The organism is Kitasatospora sp. NPDC002040 (genome assembly GCF_040296785.1).
Classification (GTDB): Bacteria; Actinomycetota; Actinomycetes; order Streptomycetales; family Streptomycetaceae; genus Kitasatospora.
Genome location: NZ_JBEOXV010000010.1, coordinates 188,095 through 208,849 on the forward strand (window position 1 = coordinate 188,095; position 20,755 = coordinate 208,849).

The window sequence follows — 20,755 nt, forward strand, 5'->3', positions numbered from 1 at the left end:
CCGGCCGGTCGGGCGGTGGTGCAAGAATCCGGGCATGTCCGAGAGAGAGTCCTCCGCCGACGTCGCGGGCGGGTTGCCGGCGGAGATCGTGCTGCCCGGAAGCCGGGGGCGCAGCGCCCGGTTCGCGGACGGGTGGGTGGTGATCGAGCAGCGGCACGTCGTGCACCGGATACCCGTCGCGGCGATCGACCGGGTGGTGGCGTCCTCCGGCCGGGTGGACGTGCTGCTACGGGTGCGGAGCGGCCCGGCCGAGGTGCACCGGATCCGGCACCTGGGGTCGGGTGCCGCGTTCGTCCGGGCGGTGACCGGGGCCCTGCCGGTCCGGGACGAGGCCGAACGGGCCGGTGACGGCCGGGCGTTGGTGCAGTCGGCGTTCGTCGACCGCGGCTCGCCCGGGCCCGCCCGGCTGGTGCGGCTGGTGAACAGTCCGCTGAAGCTGTTCTGCTGGCTCTACCTGGCCGGCTTCGTGCTCCTGGCCGTCTCCGCGCCCGCCGGGTTCCGGACGGTCGAAGCGCTGCTGCTCTGGCTCTTCGGCCCGCCCGTCCTCGGTATCGGCGCGGGTCTGGCCACGGCGGCGGTGCGCTCCGTCCCCGCGCCGTGGGCGCTGCACCGGCGCGGCATCACCGTGGCCGCCACCGTCACCGACCACGAGCACGAGGTGGTGCCGAACGGTGACGATCGGCCGTACGACCGGTGGTACCCCGTCTACGCGTTCACCGATGCGGAGGGGGTGGCGCGCACCCACACGGACCGGCGGCGGGAGGGGCGGCGGGAGGGCCGGGCCGAGCTCTGCTACGACCCGGAGAACCCGGCCCTGGTCCGCCGGTCGGAGAACTTCCGGGCCGGGGTCGTGTGGACCCTGGTGGGCACCCTGCTGGTCCTGGTGCCGATCGCCGCGGTCGGTCTCGGCCTGGCCGTCGGGGCGGTGGGCGCCGCCTTCGGCTCCGACGGGTGAACGGAGCAGGGCCCGCTCGACCGGGGGTTGGTACCGAGCGGGCCCTGCGGCTGAGGGGGTGTCAGTGCGCCTTCTCCAGCGCGGGGGCGTCCGACTGGGCGGGGACGGCCGGGGCGTGGCTGTCCACCAGGGTGGTCTCGTCGAACGGGAGCCGGCCGGCCAGCACCTCGGTCAGGCGGTCGCGGTCCAGCTCCTTGGTCCAGTGGCCGATCAGGACGGTGGCGACCGCGTTCCCGGCGAAGTTGGTCAGGGCGCGGGCCTCGGACATGAAGCGGTCGATGCCGACGATCAGGCCGACGCCGTCGACCAGTTCGGGGCGGTGGGACTGGAGGCCGCCGGCCAGGGTGGCCAGGCCCGCGCCGGTGACTCCGGCCGCGCCCTTGCTGGCGATCACCATGAAGACCAGCAGGCCGAGCTGCTGGCCCAGGGACATCGGCTTGTCCAGCGCCTCGGAGATGAAGATCGAGGCCATGGTCAGGTAGATCGCGGTGCCGTCGAGGTTGAAGCTGTAGCCGGTCGGGACGGTGATGCCCACCACCGGGCGGCTCACCCCGAGGTGCTCCATCTTGGCGATCAGCCGGGGCAGGGCGCTCTCGGAGGAGGAGGTGGAGAGGATCAGCAGGAACTCCCGGCCGAGGTAGCGCAGCAGGGCGAAGATGTTCACCCCGGCGGCCAGCCGGAGCAGCAGGCCGAGCACCACGACCACGAACAGCACGCAGGTCAGGTAGAACCCGATCATGATCACGGCCAGGCTCTTCAGCGCCGCCGTCCCGGTCGCGCCGACCACGCCCGCGATCGCGCCGAAGGCGCCGACCGGTGCCGCCCACATGATCATCGACATCACCCGGAAGACCAGCCGCTGGAGGTGCTCGACGCCGCGCAGCACCGGGGCCCCGGTCGGGCCCATCGCCTGCAGCGCGAAGCCCGCGAGCAGTGCGACCAGCAGGGTCTGCAGCACCTTGCCCTCGGTCAGGGCGGAGAACACGGTGGTCGGGATGACCCCGAGCAGGAAGTCGGTGGTGCCCTGGGCGTGGCCCGCGGTGGCCTGGGCGTGGCCGGACTTGGCCAGCGCCTGGGTGAGGTGCAGGCCGGCGCCGGGCTCCAGCAGGTTGCCGACCAGCAGGCCGATGCCGAGCGCGGCGGTGGACATCAACAGGAAGTAGCCGAGGGCCAGGCCGCCGACCCGGCCGACCTTGGCGGCCTTGGTGACCGAGCCGATGCCCAGCACGATGGTGCAGAAGATCACCGGGCTGATCATCATCTTGATCAGGTTCACGAAGCCGGTGCCGATCGGCTTCAGCTCCACCGCGAAGTCCGGTGCGACCAGGCCGACCGCGATGCCCGCCAGCACCGCGACGATCACCGCGAGATAGAGGTAGTGCGTCCGGTCTCTGCTCCGGCCCACTGCTGCCGTGGTGGTGGTCATGGTGCGGCTCCTTCGCCAGCTGGTCCCTCGGCCCGGGGTGGACGGGCTGCTCCGACTATGGGCGGCGGAGTGACCGGGGTCACGTTTGAGTTCATAGAGTTCACGCTCCCCGGGCGGTCCGGCCCGCCCGGCGGCAGGGCACACTGGCTCGCATGGACGCGAACCCCGACCACCGGCCGCGCCGCCGCGCACGCAGCCTGGCGGGCCAGCTCTTCCTGCTCCAGGTGGTCATCGTGGCCGCCGTGGTGGCCGGGGGTGCGGTGCTCGCGTACCTGTTCACCACCGGCCGGGCCGAGGACGCCGCCCGGCGCCAGGTGACCGCCGTGGCCCGCTCGGTCGCCGACGCGCCCACCGTCCGCGAGGCCGCCCTGCTGCCGGACCCGTCCGCCCGGCTCCAGCCCTACGCCGAGCAGGTCCGGCAGGACACCGGGGTCGACTTCGTCACCGTGATGGCCCCCGACGGCATCCGCTGGACCCATCGCGACCCGGCCCAGATCGGCCGCCCCTTCCTCGGCCACACCGAACAGGCGCTCGCGGGCCGGGTGTTCACCGAGACGTACACCGGCACGCTCGGCCCGTCCGTCCGGGTGGTCGCCCCGGTGCTGGACGGCGGCCGGGTGGTCGGCCTGGTCAGTGCGGGCATCACGGTGCAGTCGATCAGCACCCAGCTGCGCGGCCCGCTGGCGGCCCTGGGCGGGGTCGCGCTCGGCGCGCTGCTGCTCGGCGGTGCGGCCACCTATCTGGCCAACGCCCGGCTGCGGCGGCACACCCACGGCATGGGCGCGGCCGAACTGAGCCACCTGTACGACTACCACCAGGCCACCCTGCACTCGGTCCGGGAGGGCCTGGTGCTGCTGGACCGCACCGGACGGGTGGTGCTCTGCAACGACGCGGCGCGCGAACTGCTGGGCCTGACCGGTCAGTTGGACGGCGTACCGGTGCGCTCGCTCGGGCTGCCGCCGTCCCTGGTCCGGGCGCTGGGCTCGGCCGAGCCGGTCCGGGACGAGCTGCACCTGACCACGGAGCGGGTGGTGGTGCTGAACACCTCCACCGTCGGGCCCGGCCTCGGCACCGTGGTCACCCTCCGGGACCACACCGAACTCCAGGGACTGGCCGGTGAGTTGGACTCGGTACGGGGCTTCGCCGAAGCGCTCGGCGCCCAGGCGCACGAGGCCGCCAACCGACTGCACGCGGTGGTCTCGCTGATCGAACTCGGCCGCCACCGCGAGGCGGTGGAGTTCGCCACCGCCGAACTCGAACTGGCCCAGCAGCTCACCGACCGGGTGGTCGCCGCCGTCGCCGAGCCGGTGCTGGCCGCGCTGCTGCTCGGCAAGGCCGCCCAGGCCGCCGAGCGCGGCGTCGAGCTGACCCTGACCGAGGACAGCCGGATCGACGACGGCGTCCTGCCACCCGGCCTCACCCCGCGCGACCTGGTCACCGTGCTCGGCAACCTGGTCGACAACGCGGTGGACGCCGCGATCGAGAACGCCGCCGCCCGGGCCCCCGAAGTCACCGTCACCGCCCGGGTGGACGGGCCCGAACTGGTGCTCCGGGTCGCCGATTCGGGCCCCGGCATCGACCCGGACGCCGCCGCCGCGGTGTTCGGCCGGGGCTGGACCACCAAGGCCGCCGACGGCGGCCGGGGCCTCGGCCTCGCGCTGGTCCAGCAGACCGCGCGGCGCAACGGCGGCACCGTGCAGGTCGGCCGCTCCGACGGGGCCGTGCTCACCGTCCGGCTGCCGCTCCAGCGGGAGGCGTCCCGGTGAGCCCCGTCCCGCCGGTCTCCGTCCCGGCGATCTCCGTGCTGGTGGTGGAGGACGACCCGGTGGCCGCCGCCGCCCACACCCTCTACGTCGGCCGCACCCCCGGCTTCGCCGCCGCCGGCACCGCGCACAGCTGCGCCGAGGCGCTCCGGCTGCTGGACCGCACCCGGGCGGCCGGTACCCCGGTCGACCTGGTGCTGCTCGACCTCCACCTCCCCGACGGCCACGGCCTCCAGCTCTGCCGCACCCTGCGCGCCGCCGGGCACACCGCCGACATCATCGCCGTCACCTCGGCCCGCGACCTGGCGATGGTCCGCCAGGCCGTCTCGGCGGGGGTGGTGCAGTACCTGCTCAAGCCCTTCGGCGCCGCCGCCCTGCACGAGCGCCTGGACCGCTACGCCCGCTACCGCTCCACCCTCGGCCGCCCCGGCGACGCCACCGGCCAGGACGAGGTGGACCAGGCCTTCGCCGCCCTCCGCACCCCCGACCGCACCGCCCTCCCCAAGGGCATCGGCGCCGCCACCCTGGACACCCTCGCGGCAGTCCTGCGCACCACCCCCGACGGCGTCTCCGCCACCGCGGCCGCCACCGCCGCCGGCGTCTCCCGGATCACCGCCCGCCGCTACCTCGAACACCTCGTCAGCACCGGCCTGGCCGACCGCGAACCCCGCTACGGCCAAGTCGGCCGCCCGGAGCTCTACTACCGCTGGCGCTAAGCCACGCGTTCGGCCACCGGCCAGGAGGCGGTTGCCCAGGCCTTCGCCGCCCACCGCACGCCCGGCCGCACCGCCCTCCCGACGGGGACCGGAGCCGTCACCTCGAACACCGCGTCAGCCCCGACCCCTAGGCGATGCGTTCGGCCACGGCCAGGAAGCGGTCGTCGGTGTCGGTGTAGCCGACCAGGTGCCAGCCGTTGGCGGCGAGCAGGGGGCGGAGGTTGGGCTCGGCGCGGCGGTCGTCGGCGGTGAGCTCGCGGCCGTGCCGGGCGGCCAGGACGGCGCGGCCGATCGGGTGGAACAGGGCGAGCCGGCCGGTCGGACGGCTGACCCGGGCGAGCTCGCGCAGTCCGAGGGCGGGGTCGGGGAGGTGGTTGACCAGCCCGGCCGCGAACACCAGGTCGACGGTCCCGTCGGCCAGCGGCAGGTGGGCGCAGTCGGCCAGCACCACCCGGGCCAGCTCGGAGTGGGCCTGCGCGCGGGCCACCATCTCGGGCGTCACGTCCACCCCGAGCACCGTCCCCGCCGGGCCGACCGCCGCCCGGAGCAGCGGCAGCGCACGCCCCGTCCCGCAGCCGGCGTCCAGCACGAACGCCCCCTCGGCCACGCCGAGGTCCGCGATCGCGGCGGCGTAGCGCGGGCTGTCGTCCGGGTACTTGGAGTCCCAGGTGGCGGCGCGGGCGGCGAAGAACTCACGGGTGCTGGCCAGTTCGGCTTCGTACGACATGGGTGCAGCTTAGGAGGCGTCGGGTCCTTCGCGCTGTCGGCGCCGGCGGCGGCGGGCACCTGTTCTCGGACAGTTCGCCGACGTCCTGTCTGTCGGATTCCGCCCCATTGCCGACCCGGCGGACGCTCGGTTTCCCGGCTCCGGCCAGGCGGCGCCCGGCCGGGCGGCCGATTGCAGAACGTCCGGTTATCGACCGTGCGGGGAACGCGGCATGACGGTCCGTCGGTTGAGGCGGGAGTCGGGTCCGCGGGGGCCCGGTGCCGAGCAGTCGAACACGACCAGGAGACCATCGTGCGCATCCTCTTCACCGGCCCGGCCGCCCCCAGCCACCTGTTCCCGATGGTGCCGACCGCGCAGGCGCTGCGGGCGGCCGGGCACGAGATCCTGTTCGCCAGTCCGAGGCCGTGGGACCAGCTCCGGGAGGCCGGCTTCCCGATCGTCGAGATCGGCGACGGCCGGACGCTGCGGGAGTCGTTCGAGGCCCTGAACGACGGTGAGATCCACTACGCCAGGCCGGATCTGACCCAGGACCAGCTGTTCGACCAGGCCGCCGCCGCCTTCGCGTACGCCTCCCGCCCCACCGTCGACGACCTGCTGGCCGCCGCCGGTGACTGGGGCGCGGACCTGCTGGTCCACGACTCCTGCCTGGCCTCGGCCCAGCTGGTCGCGGCCAAGCTCAAGATCCCCGCCGCGCTGCAGAACTTCGGCTTCACCTCCGGGCTGGAGATGGCCGCCCGGCTGGCCGGGCACTTCACCGACGTGTACGAGGCGTACGGCGTGGCCGCCCCGGCCGAGTCCACCGCGCTGAACAGCGGCCCGGCCGTGCTCGACGGCGGCCTTGCCGGCCTGCGGACGCGCCACCGCCCCTACAACGGCGGCGGGCTGGTCCCGGCCGGGCTGCTGCGCCGGGGCGACCGGCCGCGGGTCGCCGTCACCCTGGGCACCGTGGTCACCCAGGTGGACGGGGTGCAGGCGATCGCGCCCCTGATCGAGGCCGCCGCCTCGGTCGACGCCGAGTTCCTGCTCGCCGTCGGCGGCGCCGACCTGTCCCAGCTGCCCCCGCTCCCGGCCAACGTCCGGACGCTCCCGTGGGTCCCGCTGGCCGAGCTGCTGCGGGTCTGCGACGCGGTGGTGCACCACGGCGGCGCCGGCAGCACGCTGACCGGACTGCAGGCGGGGGTGCCCCAGCTGCTGCTGCCGCAGGGGGCCGACAACTTCATCATCGCCGCCACCATGACCGCCACCGGCGCGGCCCTGAGCTCCGCCTCGGCCGAGGTCGACACGCCACTGCTCACCCGGCTGGTCTCCGACCCGGCGCTGCGCTCCGCCGCGGCCGCCCTGCAGGCGGAGAACGACGCCCTGCCCAGCCACGCCGCCGTGGTCCCCGAGATCGAGGCCCTCGCCGCAGGCGGCCGCTGACCCCGGCCGGGGCCGGTCGGCGGGCGGACCGGCCGGCCCCGTATCCCTTGCGGGCGTCGCTCGTTGATGGGGTGTCGGGTTCACTCGGTCGAGTGGAAAGCGGGCCCGATGCGGAGCGGTGGATTCCAGGAGAGTAAAGTTAGGCTTACCTAACTAAAGGGAGTCTGCCTTGGCCCACACCGCCGCCCCCACGGCCGGCGACGCGATCCTGCGGCGCCAGCGCATCCGCGAGTCGGCCGCGCGCACCTACGCCCGTTCCTTCCCGATCGTGCCGGTCCGGGCGCACGGGATGACGGTGGAGGGCGCGGACGGCCGCCGCTACCTGGACTGCCTCTCCGGCGCCGGGACGCTGGCGCTCGGCCACAACCACCCGACGGTGCTCACCGCGATCCGCCGCACCCTGGACAGCGGCGCCCCGCTGCACCTGCTCGACCTGGCCACGGCCGAGAAGGACGACTTCACCACCGCACTGTTCGAGAGCCTGCCGCCCGGCTTCGGCGACCGCTCCCGGGTGCACTTCTGCGGCCCGGCCGGCACCGACGCGGTGGAGGCGGCGCTCAAGCTGATGCAGACCGCCACCGGCCGCCGGGGCGCGCTCGCCTTCACCGGCGCCTACCACGGCATGACCGCCGGGGCGCTGGCCGTCACCGGCTCGGTCGAGGTCAAGTCCCCGCTGCCCAGCGGGGGAGAGGTGACCCGGCTGCCCTACCCGTACGCCTACCGCTGCCCGTTCGGCGAGGGCGCGCGCGGCGCCGAGCTCTCCGCGACCTACGTGGAGCGGCTGCTCGACGACCCGTCAGGGGGTGTGCTGCCCCCGGCCGCGATGATCCTGGAGGCGGTCCAGGGCGAGGGCGGGGTGGTCCCCGCGCCGGACGGCTGGCTGCGCGAGATGCGCCGGATCACCGCCGAACGCGGCATCCCGCTGATCGTCGACGAGGTGCAGACCGGCGTCGGCCGGACCGGCGCGATGTGGGCGGTCGAGCACAGCGGGATCGTCCCGGACGCAATGGTGCTGTCCAAGGCGATCGGCGGCTCGCTGCCGCTCGCCGTGGTGGTCTACCGGGAGGAGTACGACGGCTGGCTGCCCGGCGCGCACACCGGCACCTTCCGCGGCAACACCCTGGCGATGGCGGCCGGGGCCGCCACCCTGCGGTACGTCGCCGAGCACGGCCTGGTCGGGCGGGCCGAGCTGCTCGGGGCCCGGATGACGGGCCGGCTGGACGCGCTCAAGGGACGGCTGCCGGTGATCGGCGACGTCCGCGGCCGGGGCCTGATGATCGGCATCGAACTGGTCGACCCCAGCGGCGAACCCGACCGCTGCGGCGCCCACCCGGCCGACCCCGAGCTGGCCCGCCGGGTCCGGGCGGCCTGCCTGCAGCGCGGGCTGATCGTCGAACTCGGCGGCCGGCACGACGCGGTGCTGCGCCTGCTGCCCCCGCTCACCATCTCCGACGAGCAGGTCGAGGCCGTGCTCGACCGCCTGGCCGAGGCGATCGCGGCGGCGGCCGGCGGGGCAGCGGCCGGATGAACGCGCTGGCCCGGCCCGAGGCGCTGCGCCCGCTGGTCGAGCTGGTGCTCACCGCCTTGGACGCGGGCGCCGCCCACCGGGGCGGCCCGCTGCCGCCCGGCGGCCCCGGGCTGATCGCCGGTCAGGCCCGGCTCGCGCTCTCGATCCAGCACGACCAGGACGCCCTGCTCCGGCTGACCGAGTTCCTCGCCTACGGCAGCGCCGACCCCGCCGATCCGGCCTGCGCCGCCCACCTGCACTGCCCGCCGCTCGCCGTCGCGGTCGCCGCCGACCTCGCCGTCAGCGCGCTCAACCCCTCGCTCGACTCCTGGGACCAGGCCCCGGCCGCCGTCACCCTGGAGACCGAGCTGATCGGCGAGCTGGCCGGGCTGGTCGGCTTCGACCCGGCGCACGCCGCCGGGGTGCTCACGACGGGCGGCACCGAGTCCAACCTGATGGGCCTGATGCTGGCCCGGGACCAGGTGCTGGGCGGCGCGGTCGAGTTGGACGGCCTGCCGCCCGGCGTCCGCCCGGTCGTGCTGGCCTCCGCCGCGGCGCACTTCTCGGTCCAGCGCGCCGCCGCCCTGCTCGGCCTGGGCGAACGGGCGGTCCGCACCGTCCCGGTCGACCGCGGGTTGCGGATGGACCCGGACGCGCTGGCCGACGAACTGCGCGCCGCCGTCCGGGCCGGGCAGCGGCCGATCGCCGTGGTGGCCACCGCGGGCACCACCGACACCGGCGCCGTCGACCCGCTGCACCGGGCGGCCGACCTGGCCGCCGAGCACGGCGCCTGGCTGCACGTCGACGCCGCGTACGGCGGCGGGGCGCTGCTCTCCGACCGGCTCGCCCCGCTGCTGGACGGCATCGCCCGGGCCGACTCGGTCTCGCTGGACTGGCACAAGTTCGGCTGGCAGCCCGCCGCCGCCGGGGTGTTCCTGGTCCACCGGGCCGAGACGTACGCCTCGCTGAGCCGCCGGGCGGTGTACCTCAACCCGGCCGACGACGAGCAGGCCGGCTACCCGAGCCTGCTCGGCCGCTCGCTCCGCACCACCCGGCGGGCCGACGCGTTCAAACTGCTGGTCACCCTGCGCACCTTGGGCCGCAAGGGCCTGGGGGCGCTGGTCGACGCCTGCCACGAGCTGGCGCTGGCCACCGCCGGCGCGGTGGAGGCGGCCGAGCAGCTGGAGCTGCACTGTGCGCCGGTGCTCAGCACCGTGGTCTTCCGCTACCACCCGCCCGGGGTCGGGCCGGCCGGGCTGGACCGGCTCAACGGCGAGCTGCGACGGGAGCTGCTCCGGTCCGGCCGGGCCGTGGTCGGCCGGACCGAGCTGCCGGGCCAGGGCCCGGGCCGGGTCCGGCTCAAGCTCACCCTGCTCAATCCGCACGCCACCCCGGCCGATACCGACGCCCTGCTGGCCGCGGTGCTCGCCGCCGGTCAGCGCGTCCGGGACGGGCTCGGCGAGCAGGGGTGACGTAGGGTGAAAAACCAGGACAAACCCCCCGGCATGACAGGTGGTCAACAGTGGCAAACCGAACCGTGGTGATCGAAACCACCAAGGGCACGATCACGGTGGAGCTCTACGAGGACAAGGCGCCGGTCACGGCCGGGAACTTCGCCGACCTGGTGGAGCGCGGCTTCTACGACGGGCTGACGTTCCACCGCCACGAGCCGGGTTTCGTCATCCAGGGCGGCGACCCGAAGGGAAACGGCACCGGGGGATTCATCGACCCGGACACCGGCCGGGAGCGGACCATCGAACTGGAGGTCACGCCGGAGCTCAAGCACGGCGAGGCGGGTGCGCTGTCGATGGCCCGCAGTCAGAATCCGAACAGCGCCTCCAGCCAGTTCTACATCACCCTCGGCCCGGCGGCTTTCCTGGACCTGAACTACGCCGTCTTCGGCCGGGTGGTCCAGGGCCTGGACGTGGTGCAGGAGCTGCGGGTCGGTGACAAGGTGACCAGCGCCAAGTTCGGCGCCTGAAAAGGATAGTGGCGAATCTGACAGCCGGATTCCCGATCCGGCTGTCAGAATTCGTAGGAAAGCGCGACCGCAGGGCGCCCCGTGGGAATGTCCGGGGTTTTCCGTCGAAGCCTCCGTGGACATACCTTCCGATCCCTGTCCAGTGGTTTTCGGCCGCTGTGCGCCGGGTTTTCGCCAACCACCCGGCCTTGGTTGCGGATTCGCCGAAGCTCGGCGGTAACTTCTAGTAGCCGCCGCCACACCGGGAGCACACGGCTCCTTGGGACTCGCGGCGCAAGGGAGCAGTGACCCGCCGTCATCCGGCGCGGCCCCTCCCGGCCCCCCAATCAGGTTCCGGGGCATCAACTCCCTTGGTATCGGCACCACTTCCCTGTACTCAGTCCTGCGACGCGGAGGCCGCGGCATGACCGAAACGCTCCTGAGCACCACTTTCAGCACCTTCCAGGCCCTGCCGTTCTCCGACCGCTGCCATCGGCTCTGGCAGCGCGGCGACCATCTGCTGATCGGAGTCAGTCCCGGCAACAGCTACTTCAGCCACCTCCGGATAGCCCAACTGGTGCGCTGGGGGCGCCAGTTCTTCGATTCGGTGGATGTGGTCCACGCCGACCTGCACGTGGACACCCAGTTCGCCGCCTTCGGCTACCCGGCCGACCAGGCCAGTCGCCGGGCGGCCAAGGAGATCAAGACCACCCGGCGGCGGATCGAGCGCGGCGTCGAGCTGGCCGGCCGCCCCGGGGTCGGGGTGCACGCGCTGTCCGAGTTCGCGGACACCCCCGCCTACCGGCGGCTCTCCGCCGAGGTCGCGACCGCCCTGGTCGAGGACCAGGACTTCCGGCAGGCCGCCGAGGGGATGGCGGCCGGCTTCCTGGCGGCCCGGCTGCCCGAGGGCGAGGCCCCCTCGCCGGACCAGCTGGCCGCCGGCGTCGCCTACATCGCGGCCGAGCTGCCCTTCTTCCTGGACACCCCGAGCCTGCTCGGCGTGCCCTCCTCGGTCTCCTGCTACCACGTCGAACTCCCGCTCACCCCGGTCCTGTTCGGTCGCGGCCACGGCCTGCGTGCAGCACCCGAACAGGCCTACGCGGTGGTCCGGCCCAGGGCCGTGCCCCAGGTCGCCACCGCCGCCTGACCCGTACCGAACCCCAAGAGGAGCAACCCCGATGACCACGAGTGCACAGCGCGAGTTCACCTTCCCGCTCTCCCGGCGCGGCGACGTGCTGCCCGCCGAGGCCGCCCTGCTCCGGGAGCAGCACCCGGTCGCCAAGGTCACCACATTGACCGGCGACCCGGCCTGGCTGGTGAGCAGCCATCAGCTGGCCAAGCAGGTGCTGGAGGACGAGCGGTTCAGCCTCAAGGACACCGCCAACCCGGGCGTGCCGCGCCAGTACGCGCTGACCATCCCGCCCGAGGTGGTCAACAACATGGGCAACATCAACAGCGCCGGGCTCCGGGACGCGGTGATGAAGACGCTCTCCCCGCGCGCCGACAAGGAGCTGGGCGGCTGGCTGGAGGCGGAGGCGCACCGGCTGCTGGACGTGCTGGTGCAGCAGGGCCCGCCGGCCGACCTCCGGGACGGCTTCACCGAGCCGTACTCGGCCGCGCTGCACTGCCGGCTGCTGGGCATCCCGGCCGACGACTGGCGGCGGCTGATGGGCGGCATCGACATCGCCTTCCAGACCAGCCCGGTGCCGTTCGAGGGCTCGACGCCGAACTGGTACAAGGACCTCGGCTACATGCTGGAGCGGCTGAACGCCGACCCGGAGCCGACCGAGGGACTGCTCGGCCGGTTCGCCGCCCTGCGCCGCTCGCCGGAGGTCTCGGACCGGGTGGACGAGGAGCTGCTGGCCACCGTCGCGCTCTCGCTGTTCGGCGCCGGGGCGGTCTCCACCTCGTCCTTCCTGCTGCACGCGATCATCGCGCTGGCGCAGCGCCCCGAGCTGGCCGACCGGCTGCGCGCGGAGCCCGCGCTGATCGGCCGGGCGGTGGACGAGCTGCTCCGGTACAACCTGTCGATCGGTGACGCGCTGCCCCGGATCGCGCTGGCGGACGTGCAGGTCGGTGAGGTGCTGGTCCGTCAGGGGGAGCTGGTGCTGGTGCTGATCGAGGGGGCCAACTACGACCCGGCGGTCTTCCCGGACCCGGAGCGGATCGACTTCGACCGCCCGGAGAACCCGCACCTGGCCTTCGGCGCGGGCCGGCACTTCTGCCCGGCCTCCGCGCTCGGCCGCACCCACGCCGAGATCGCGCTCCAGGTCCTGGTCGAGCGGCTGCCGGGGCTGCGGCTGGCCTTCCCGGCCGAGCAGCTGGCCTGGCGGCCCGGCTTCATCAAGCGCCTGCCGGAGCGGCTGCCCGTGGTCTGGTGACCCCTCGGCGACCGGCTCCGCAGGCAGAGCAGCCCGGGAGCGGCTCAGGGGCCGAGCAGGGCGGTCCTGACCTGCTCCCAGACGGCCGGGTCGGCCGCCACCAGCAGGCCGTCGGGACCGCCGGGCGGCTCGGGCCGGTAGCTGCTGCCGTCCAGGCGGGCGGAGACCCCGCCCGCCTCGGTGACCAGCAGCGAGCCGGGGGAGTGGTCCCACGGCAGCGTCCGCCAGTAGAGGATGAACTCGCTCTCGCCGTCGGCGATCTGCGGGTACTCGATGCCGGCCGAGCGCAGCCCGGGGCCTGTCTTCCCGAAGACCCGGACGGCGGACTGCATCCGGTCGTGCTCGGCCGGGTCGAGGAAGCGGCTCTTCACCGAGCCGCGCCACTTCTCGGGCGCGTCGGTGACGGCGGGGCGGAGCAGCCGGTGGCCGTCCCGCCAGGCGCCGGAACCCAGCTCGGCCGCGTACGCCGTCCCGGTGACGGGCTGCCAGATCCAGGCGGCGACCGTCTGCCCGGCCCGGACCAGGGAGGCCATCACGGCGAAATCGGGGCGGCCCGCGACGAAGTTGGAGGTGCCGTCCACCGGGTCGACCAGCCAGACGGCCGGCTCGGAGCGGAGCGCCTCGGCCAGCCCGGGGTCGGCGGCGACTGCCTCCTCGCCCACCACCGGGATCGGCAGCAGCTCGCGCAGCCGCCGGGAGATGATCTCCTCGGCCTCCCGGTCGGCGACCGTGACGATCTCCCCCGGGGCCTTCTCGATCACCTCGCCCGCGGCCAGTGCCCGGAATCGCGGCTCGACCGCCGCTGCCGAAGCCTCGGCGAGGATCTCGGCCACCTTCTCCATCAGCACGTGCGCGCTCCCTTCGCTGGGTACCACTCTCGCACGTGCGGCGGCGCCCGACCTGCGCCGCCCTGCCGGTGGGCCTCAGCCGACGAAGTGGAACCCCGGCCGAGGGTGCATCAGGAACTCGTGGTGCGAGATGTTCCACGCGTACGCGCCCGCCATCCCGAACACCACTCGGTCCCCGGCCCGCAGCTGCCGCACCGGCACCCCCGCCGCCAGCACGTCCTTGGGCGTGCACAGCTGCCCCGCCACCGTCACCCGCCCGGTGGTCACGGCCGGCCGCTCCCAGGGGTACGGCCACTCCGCCACCGGGCTGACGGTGAAGGGCTGGTCGTGGCCCCGGGTGGCCGGGGTGCGCAGGTGGTGGGTGCCGCCCCGGACGATCGCGAAGTCCTCGCCGTGGCTCTGCTTCACGTCCAGCACCTCGGTCGCGTAGAACCCGCAGTAGGAGGTGAGGGCCCGGCCGGGCTCGATCCGCAGGGTCAGCCCGGGGTGCCGCTCCAGCAGCTTGGCCAGCCCGGTGCCGAAGGCGGTCCAGTCGAACCGGGCGTCCGGGTCGGCGTAGTCGACCGCCATCCCGCCGCCGACGTTGACCTCCTCGAAGGTGACACCGTGCCGCGCGGCCAGCGCCAGCGACCACTCGACCACCTGCTCGGCCACCGCGAGCTGGGCGTCCGCCGCCAGGCCGCTGGCCAGGTGGGCGTGCACGCCGCGCAGCCGCAGCCGTTCGAAGCCGGGCTCCGCCAGCAGCCGCACGCAGCGCTCGACCAGCGCCGGGTCGAGGCCGAACGAGGTCGGGCGGCCGCCCATCGCCAGCTTCACCGAGTCGAGCGAGCCGTCCGCCACCGGCAGGTTGGCCCGCAGCAGCACGTCCACCGGGCCGTCGGCGAGCGCGGCCAGCAGCCGCAGCTCGTGCTCGCTCTCCACGTGCCAGCGCCGGACCCCGAGCCGGAGCGCCCCGGCCACCTCGGCCGGGGTCTTGCCCGGGCCGCCGAAGGCCAGCGGATGCTCCGGGACGGCGGCCCTGACATGGGCCAACTCCCCGCCGGAGGAGACCTCGTAGCCGTCCACGGCGGAGCCCAGCGCGGCCAGGATCTCCGGCTCGGGGTTGGCCTTGGCGGCGTAGTACAGCTCGACCCGCCCGGGCAGGGCGGCCCGGACGGCGGCGGCGTGCGCCCGCAGGGCGGCCAGGTCGTAGACGTAGACCGGGAGCTGGTCGGACGTCAGCGAGGCGATCAGGGTGTCGACGGACATCAGGCGCTCCAGCTCAGGGCGAGGACGGACTCGCCCAGCGGCGAGGGCAGCGGGACGTACCCCGCCTCACGGTCGGCCTTGCGCTCCCAGCGGGTGAGCAGGTTGGCCTTGGCCGGCAGCGGGACGCCGGCCAGCAGCGCGGCGAGCCGCGGCGGGCAGCCGTGCGCGTTGGCGAACTCGCCCAGTACGGTGCGGAGTTCGGCCCAGAAGGCGGACTCCAGGGCGGGGTGCAGGTCGGCCAGTGCGGAGACCAGCTCGGACAGGTGGTTGACCACCAGGCAGTACATCACCCGGTCCCAGCCTCGCTGGGCGTCGTAGGCCATCGGCCCGGCCACCTCGGGCGGCAGCCGGTCCAGCAGGGCGGCGTTCCGCTCGGGCAGTAGCTTGGTGCCCTCCAGGTCGCGGAAGAGCACCTGGACCGGGCGGCCCCCGGCGTCGACGCCGAGCACCACGTTCTGCAGGTGCGGCTCCAGCACCACGCCGTGCTCGAAGTAGGCGGCCAGCACCGGCGGCACCACCAGGCGCAGGTACGCGCCCCACCAGTCGAGCGCCCCGGCCGGTCCCGAGTCGCCCAGCAGCCCGCCGAGCTGGGCCGAGCTGGTCGGGTACTCGTCGGCCACCGCGGCCGCCAGCAGCGCGGTGACGCCGGGGCGCAGGTAGCGCTCCAGGCCCTCGCGGACGATCAGGCCGAAGCCCTCGAACAGCGAGTTGTCCAGCTCGCCGTCCGGGCCCGGCAGGGCGAGGGTGCGGAAGGCCGGCTCGCGCAGCATCGCGGCGTCCGGGTACTCCCGGGCCAGCTCGGCGAACGGCTCGGCCAGCACCCGGGTCAGCGCGACCGCGCCGGTCAGCTCGTACGCGGCGTTCTTGCGCAGGCAGTTGGTGATCCGGACGTTCAGGCTGAACTTCAGGAAGGCGCCCGCGCCGTGCAGGGTGCGGACCGAGGCGGTGGCGCTGAACGGCTCCCCGCGCTCGCCCAGGTCGATCACGTCGCCGCGCTCGATCGCGGCCGTCAACCCCGGGTGGTCGCAGAGGAGTTCGTACTGCCAGGGGTGGGCGGGCAGCAGGGTGTAGCCGGCCGGCACCTCGCCCAGCGAGTCCAGCAGCGCCAGCGCGGCCGGATCGGCGGTGTCCTGGGCGACGTACTCGGACCGCACCGCGAGGTGCCGCAGCCGGAACGCGGCCCGGGCCTCCGGGGCGTAGTCGTCCCAGGAACCGCGTTCGGCGTAGCGGGACTTGGGGGCCGGGTGGAAGCGGTGGCCGAACAGCAGGGCCTGCTCGGACTCCAGGTAGCGGTCCGGGCCCGGTGCGGTGCGTCGGTCCAGCCCGTGGGCCACCCCGGCGCGGCTGGAGGCGAGCTGGGTGAGGAACTCCTCGTTGCGCACCCCGGTGCGCAGCGTCAGCTCGGCCTGGACGTGCTCGGCCAGCTCCTGCCAGCCCAGCTCCCGGACGCCGTCCGGGCCCTCCTCGAAGGCCGGGCCGGTGAAGCGGTGGGCGCCGGTGAGCGAGGTTCGGCGGAGCGCGATCCGCAGGGTGACGCCCCGGCGGGGCAGCCGCAGGTGCAGTCGGCCGTCCACGATCGCGGTCTGGTGCTCGGGCCCGGAGACCTCGCGGAGCAGGCAGTTGAGCAGGGTGTGGGCCACGGCCTGGTCGGCGGTGGGGAGTTCGGGGGCCGCGACGTCGGTGCGCGGTGCGGTGTCGAGCGGTGCGGGCATCAGTTGCTCCTGCGGGAGAGGAGGACGAGGGCGGCGGCGGCCAGCGCGGTGACGGTGCCCGTCAGCACGGGGGCGGTCGGACCGAAGGTGCTGTTGACCAGCGCGGCGACCACTCCGGCGGCGACCGCGCCGCCCTTGGAGACGAATTCGAGTGAGCCGAACATCCGGCCCGGGGCCCGCCCGCGGCATGCCTCGGCGGCGAGCACCGAGAGGCAGACCAGGCCGAGCGTCAGGCCGATGCCCAGCAGCAGCCGGGCGAGGGCGAAGGTGAGCAGGGAGGCGGCCGGACCGTGCGCGGCCAGGCCGAGGGCGACGAAGCCGAAGCCGATCGCCAGCCCGGCGCGCGGGCGCTCCAGGAACCGGGTGTGCACCCGTCCGGCGGTGGCCAGGTAGCACAGGTGCGGCAGCGCGAAGAGCAGGCCGGTCACCGTGCCGGAGACGCCGGGCAGCTTCTGCTGCACCAGCGCGACCAGGTACGGGAAGGAGATGATGGTGGAGAAGACGAAGGCGAACTCGACCGTGTAGAGCAGCTTGAGCGAGCCGGGCACGGCCGGTGCGGCCGGGCCTTCGGCGCCCTCGGCCCGGACCGGCTTGGACGGCTCGGGCAGCAGCGCGAGCAGCCCGGCGGCGACGAGCGGGAGAACGGCCATCACCAGATACTGCCGGTGCGGGGATATCCAGGGCGAGAGGGCGCCGACCAGGATCGGCGCGGCCACCAGCGAGGCGCGGGCACTGCCCTGCATCAGGGTGAGCGCCTTGGAGAGCCGGGGGCCCTCCAGCGCGGCGGCCAGGTAGCCGTTGGTGGCGGCGAAGGTTCCGCCGAGGAAGCCCTGGAGCACCAGGGCGACGGTGAAGGCGGGCAGGCTGTCGGCCCAGCCGGCGACCAGGAACGAGACGGTGAGCCCGAGTTGGGCCCGCAGCAGCAGCCGCTTCCGGCCGAACCGGTCGGCCAGCCGGCCCCAGAGCGGGGCGCCGAGGCCGCTGAAGACGGTCGGGACGATGTAGAGCACCCCGGCCCAGTCGCCGTTCCGGTCGCCGAGGCCGGGCAGGATCTGGGTCAGGAACGGTGGCAGGCCGAGCGCCGCGAAGGACGCGACGAAGTAGCAGGCGGCGATCGCGTGCACCTGGCGGCGGTCCAGCCCGGCCGGGGCCGGGGCCGGGGCGGTCTGGCCGGCGGCCGCGCGTTCGGCGGCTGCGGTGCTCATCAGGCCTCCAGCCGGAGGTAGTTCGGCCCGCTGGTGTAGTGCTTGTTGATGTCGGCGGCGCCGGAGCGCTCCTTGCTGAGCAGCGATCCGGCGGTGACCATCGCCTTCACCGGCAGTCGCTCGGCGTCCAGCAGGGCGGCCCGCAGCGGGTCGCCGACCGGGCCGAGCCGCCCGATCGAGCGCTCCAGCTCTGCCCGCAGCAGGCCGAGCAGTTCGGCCAGCGGGGCCCGGCCGTGGGCGGCCAGGCCGAACGCGAGCGAGGCGGTGCACAGGTGGCCGGTGATGGTGGTGAACAGGTCGGTGAGCGCCAGGTCGCTCTCGGAGAAGACCCGGGCGTCGTCGAACTCGCCGACGAAGGACCGGAGTTCGCCGAGCCGTGCGGTGTTCACCCGGGGCCCGTCGTTGTCCTTGTAGAGCAGCCGCAGCCGGGTGGCGCCGTCCACCCGGTCCAGCACCAGCGAGGTGTTCTGCTGGTGCGACTCCAGCGCGATGCCGTACCCGAACAGGGTGGTCTGCCAGTCCAGCAGCAGCGTCAGCAGCTCCCGGTAGAGCGCGGTCACCGAGCCGCCGTGGTACCGCTCGGCCAGCAGGTCGATCACCAGCCCGCCGGGCGCGGGGGCGAGCAGCGCGGCCAGCGGTACGGTCACCGCGTCCTCCAGGCCGGCCGGGTAGCGCCGGGTCAGGACGGCCAGCAGCTCGTGCCCGGTGTGCGCGTAGCCCTGCTCGTCGGCGTGCAGGATGCGCTCGGCCAGCCGCGGTTCGCGGGCCAGCACGGCCTCGAACAGCCGCTGGCCGGCCGCGCCGTCCTCCAGGGTGCCCGGCTTGATGGTGCGCCGGTTGCGCAGCCCCAGGGTGGCGGTGGCCAGTGGCAGCTTGAGGTGCCACTCGGGGTGCTCGGCCAGGGCGACGGTGCGCATCGACAGGGTCGGCACCACCTCCAGGTACGCCACCTCGGCGAGCACCGAGCCCGGGGCGGCGGCGAGTGCGTCCGCCGTGCTCAACGGGTGCACCGGGAACGCCAGGTGAGTGGTGCTCAGGTGCCCGAGGCCCAGCTGCTCCAGGGTCGGCCACCAGTGGGGGCGCGGCGAGGCGGTGTCGACCGCGAGCGCCCCGACCGGGACGGCGAGCCAGTTCAGCGCGAAGCTCGGGTGGAACTCCGGTGCGTAGCGGCGCAGTTCGTCCTCGCTCAGGCCGGAGCGGCCGCGCGCGGTGGGGTAGACCGGGTGGTCCAGGAAGGCGGCCAGGGTGTCGAAGGCGAGCGAGGCGGCCGGACCGGTCCAGTCGGCGGGGTGGTTGCCGTGGCGCAGCGCGAGCAGGTCGTGCACCTGGCCCCGGACGTCCGCGTGCAGCTCCATGGTGGCCAGCGTCTGGCGGCACTCCTCGGCGAAGCCGCGGTAGCCGTCCCGGTCCTGCGGGTCGGCCAGTTCGGCCAGCTCGGCCAGGATCGCCGGGAGTCCGGTGACCGGCAGGTCCCGCACCGTCAGCAGCGGCAGCCGGGCGGTGAGCTCGCTCTGGAAGCCGTCCGCCCGCACCGGCAGCGCGAGCGGGCCGAGCCGCAGCCAGCGGCCGTCGGGCCGCTCCTCCGCGGTGCTCCGGGTGCGCAGGCCCAGGACGTCCTCACGGAGCAGGGCGCCGAGCACCCGGAGCGTCAACTGGTCTGCCGCGGTCGACTGCTGGGCGGTGCTCACGCGGTGATCTCCCAGCGGTTGGCCGCGATGAACTCGGCCACCGCGCGGTCCACGGCGGCCTGGTCGGTACCGACCGCCCAGATCACCCCGAGGTAGTCGCGGTTGGTGCCGTAGTGGTCGTGCCGCTCGCCGACCGGGCGGAACGGACGGTAGGTCAGCTTCACCCCGTCCCGGTCCTGGTCGTGCGCCCCGGGGGCGGCGGTGAGTACCCCGGCCCGGTCGGCGCAGACCGCCTCGTTGCGGGCCCGCCCGTCGGTCCTGGCGCCCAGGTCGGCGGGCAGCGGCACGCCGAGGTGGGCCCGGAGCACGTGCTCGAAGAACGGGATCTCCAGCAGCTGGGCCAGCATCAGGTCGCACTGGTCACCGATGGCACGGTAGTTGATCTCGATGATCCGGGCCCGGCCGTCGGCCTGCAGCACGAACTCGGTGTGGCAGGCGCCGAGGCCGACGCCGACGGCGTCCAGCTGGGCCAGCACCTGCTCGGTCACCGCCTGCGGGTGGGCCGGGACGAACTCCAGCACCTCCTCGATGAAGTTCGGCGGCGGCGAGAGCCGGGTGCGGAAGCCGCCGAGCACGTGCCGGACGGTGCCGTCGCCGAGCGTCTCCAGCGTGTACAGCTCGCCGGCCAGGAACTCCTCGACCACCAGCGCCGCACCGGAGCGGCGGGACCGGATCGCGGCCACCCGCTCGGCCAGTTCGGCGGCGTCGGCCACCAGCGCGACGTCCTCGCTGGCCACGCCCTCGCGCGGCTTGACCACGCACGGGAACGGCGGGTCCAGCTCGGCCGGGTCCTGCCCCGGTGCCAGCTCGCCGGACCAGACCGCGTCCAGCCCGGCGGCGGCCAGGTGGCGGCGGAACTGGGCCTTGTTCTTGGCCCGCAGGGTCGCCTTCCAGTCCTTGCCGGGCAGCCCGAAGTACTCGGCGGCCAGGGCGGTCTGGGTCTGCAGATGGTCGCTGTTGCTGAACACCGCGTCCGGGGCCTGGAGTTGCGAGATCAGGCCGATCACCTCGCGGTGGTCGTGCACCGGGCACTCCACCACCTCGGGGGCGGACTCCATGCCGGCGTACGCCTTCCGGTGCGCCTCGGGGGAGTCGGTGAGCACGGTCACCGACAGCCCGAGCCGCGCGGCGGCGGGCAGGAAGCCGTCGGTGACGGAGTCGGTGGGGTTGAGCGCGAGCAGGTACATCCGCATGGCGAGG

17 protein-coding genes are annotated in these 20,755 nt (G+C 74.4%); 9 read left to right on the forward strand and 8 right to left on the reverse strand.

The window, feature by feature from the left end; translation table 11 throughout:
- Positions 1–34: 34 nt before the first annotated feature.
- Positions 35–955, forward strand: coding sequence for a DUF3592 domain-containing protein (locus tag ABT118_RS22355; RefSeq protein WP_350671656.1), 921 nt, complete (start codon positions 35–37; stop codon positions 953–955).
- 61 nt (positions 956–1,016) lie between these two features.
- Here ABT118_RS22355 and ABT118_RS22360 read toward each other — a convergent pair whose 3' ends face one another.
- Positions 1,017–2,381, reverse strand: coding sequence for a cation:dicarboxylate symporter family transporter (locus ABT118_RS22360; protein ID WP_350671658.1), 1,365 nt, complete (start codon positions 2,379–2,381; stop codon positions 1,017–1,019).
- Positions 2,382–2,533: 152 nt separating this feature from the next.
- On the opposite strand from ABT118_RS22360, the gene ABT118_RS22365 reads away from it, so the two are divergent.
- The gene (locus tag ABT118_RS22365) at positions 2,534–4,147 is read left to right on the forward strand and encodes a sensor histidine kinase (protein WP_350671661.1); all 1,614 of its coding nucleotides are present in this window, start codon (positions 2,534–2,536) and stop codon (positions 4,145–4,147) included.
- Positions 4,144–4,860, forward strand: coding sequence for a response regulator (locus tag ABT118_RS22370; protein WP_350671663.1), 717 nt, complete (start codon positions 4,144–4,146; stop codon positions 4,858–4,860). The genes ABT118_RS22365 and ABT118_RS22370 overlap by 4 nt, the downstream gene beginning before the upstream one ends.
- Before the next feature lie 127 nt (positions 4,861–4,987).
- On the opposite strand, the gene ABT118_RS22375 is transcribed toward ABT118_RS22370, so the two are convergent.
- Positions 4,988–5,587 (reverse strand): class I SAM-dependent methyltransferase, encoded by a 600-nt coding sequence (locus ABT118_RS22375; protein WP_350671665.1) that lies wholly within the window; start codon positions 5,585–5,587, stop codon positions 4,988–4,990.
- Positions 5,588–5,878: 291 nt separating this feature from the next.
- Between ABT118_RS22375 and ABT118_RS22380 the strand changes: the two genes are divergently transcribed.
- The 6 genes from ABT118_RS22380 to ABT118_RS22405 all read left to right on the forward strand — a co-directional run bounded on the left by ABT118_RS22380 (position 5,879) and on the right by ABT118_RS22405 (position 12,854).
- Complete coding sequence (locus tag ABT118_RS22380) at positions 5,879–7,006, forward strand: glycosyltransferase (RefSeq protein WP_350671667.1); 1,128 nt, start codon at positions 5,879–5,881, stop codon at positions 7,004–7,006.
- 169 nt (positions 7,007–7,175) lie between these two features.
- Positions 7,176–8,534 carry a diaminobutyrate--2-oxoglutarate transaminase family protein gene (locus ABT118_RS22385; protein WP_350671669.1) on the forward strand — a complete coding sequence of 453 codons (1,359 nt, stop codon included), beginning with the start codon at positions 7,176–7,178 and terminating at the stop codon, positions 8,532–8,534.
- Positions 8,531–9,985, forward strand: a complete 1,455-nt coding sequence (locus ABT118_RS22390) for a pyridoxal phosphate-dependent decarboxylase family protein (RefSeq protein WP_350671670.1) — start codon at positions 8,531–8,533, stop codon at positions 9,983–9,985. Before ABT118_RS22385 ends, ABT118_RS22390 begins: the two co-directional genes overlap by 4 nt.
- 50 nt (positions 9,986–10,035) lie before the next feature.
- Positions 10,036–10,494, forward strand: a complete 459-nt coding sequence (locus tag ABT118_RS22395) for a peptidylprolyl isomerase (protein WP_350671672.1) — start codon at positions 10,036–10,038, stop codon at positions 10,492–10,494.
- 403 nt (positions 10,495–10,897) lie between these two features.
- Positions 10,898–11,620 carry a tRNA-dependent cyclodipeptide synthase gene (locus ABT118_RS22400; protein WP_350671674.1) on the forward strand — a complete coding sequence of 241 codons (723 nt, stop codon included), beginning with the start codon at positions 10,898–10,900 and terminating at the stop codon, positions 11,618–11,620.
- 31 nt (positions 11,621–11,651) lie between these two features.
- Positions 11,652–12,854, forward strand: a complete 1,203-nt coding sequence (locus ABT118_RS22405; protein WP_350671677.1) for a cytochrome P450 — start codon at positions 11,652–11,654, stop codon at positions 12,852–12,854.
- A gap of 44 nt (positions 12,855–12,898) precedes the next feature.
- On the opposite strand, the gene ABT118_RS22410 is transcribed toward ABT118_RS22405, so the two are convergent.
- The 6 genes from ABT118_RS22410 to ABT118_RS22435 all read right to left on the reverse strand — a co-directional run bounded on the left by ABT118_RS22410 (position 12,899) and on the right by ABT118_RS22435 (position 20,748).
- Entirely contained in the window at positions 12,899–13,696 is a 798-nt protein-coding gene (locus ABT118_RS22410) for an inositol monophosphatase family protein (protein WP_350671728.1), read from the reverse strand.
- Between the two features lie 81 nt (positions 13,697–13,777).
- Complete coding sequence (locus tag ABT118_RS22415; RefSeq protein ID WP_350671680.1) at positions 13,778–14,950, reverse strand: type III PLP-dependent enzyme; 1,173 nt, start codon at positions 14,948–14,950, stop codon at positions 13,778–13,780.
- The gene (locus tag ABT118_RS22420) at positions 14,950–16,662 is read right to left on the reverse strand and encodes an IucA/IucC family protein (RefSeq protein ID WP_350671682.1); all 1,713 of its coding nucleotides are present in this window, start codon (positions 16,660–16,662) and stop codon (positions 14,950–14,952) included. The genes ABT118_RS22415 and ABT118_RS22420 overlap by 1 nt, the downstream gene beginning before the upstream one ends.
- On the reverse strand, positions 16,662–17,867 hold the full coding sequence (locus ABT118_RS22425; protein ID WP_350671683.1) for an MFS transporter: 1,206 nt from the start codon (positions 17,865–17,867) through the stop codon (positions 16,662–16,664). Before ABT118_RS22425 ends, ABT118_RS22420 begins: the two co-directional genes overlap by 1 nt.
- Positions 17,867–19,555 carry an IucA/IucC family protein gene (locus tag ABT118_RS22430; RefSeq protein ID WP_350671688.1) on the reverse strand — a complete coding sequence of 563 codons (1,689 nt, stop codon included), beginning with the start codon at positions 19,553–19,555 and terminating at the stop codon, positions 17,867–17,869. The genes ABT118_RS22425 and ABT118_RS22430 overlap by 1 nt, the downstream gene beginning before the upstream one ends.
- The gene (locus ABT118_RS22435) at positions 19,552–20,748 is read right to left on the reverse strand and encodes an ATP-grasp domain-containing protein (RefSeq protein ID WP_350671690.1); all 1,197 of its coding nucleotides are present in this window, start codon (positions 20,746–20,748) and stop codon (positions 19,552–19,554) included. The genes ABT118_RS22430 and ABT118_RS22435 overlap by 4 nt, the downstream gene beginning before the upstream one ends.
- Positions 20,749–20,755 lie beyond the last annotated feature (7 nt).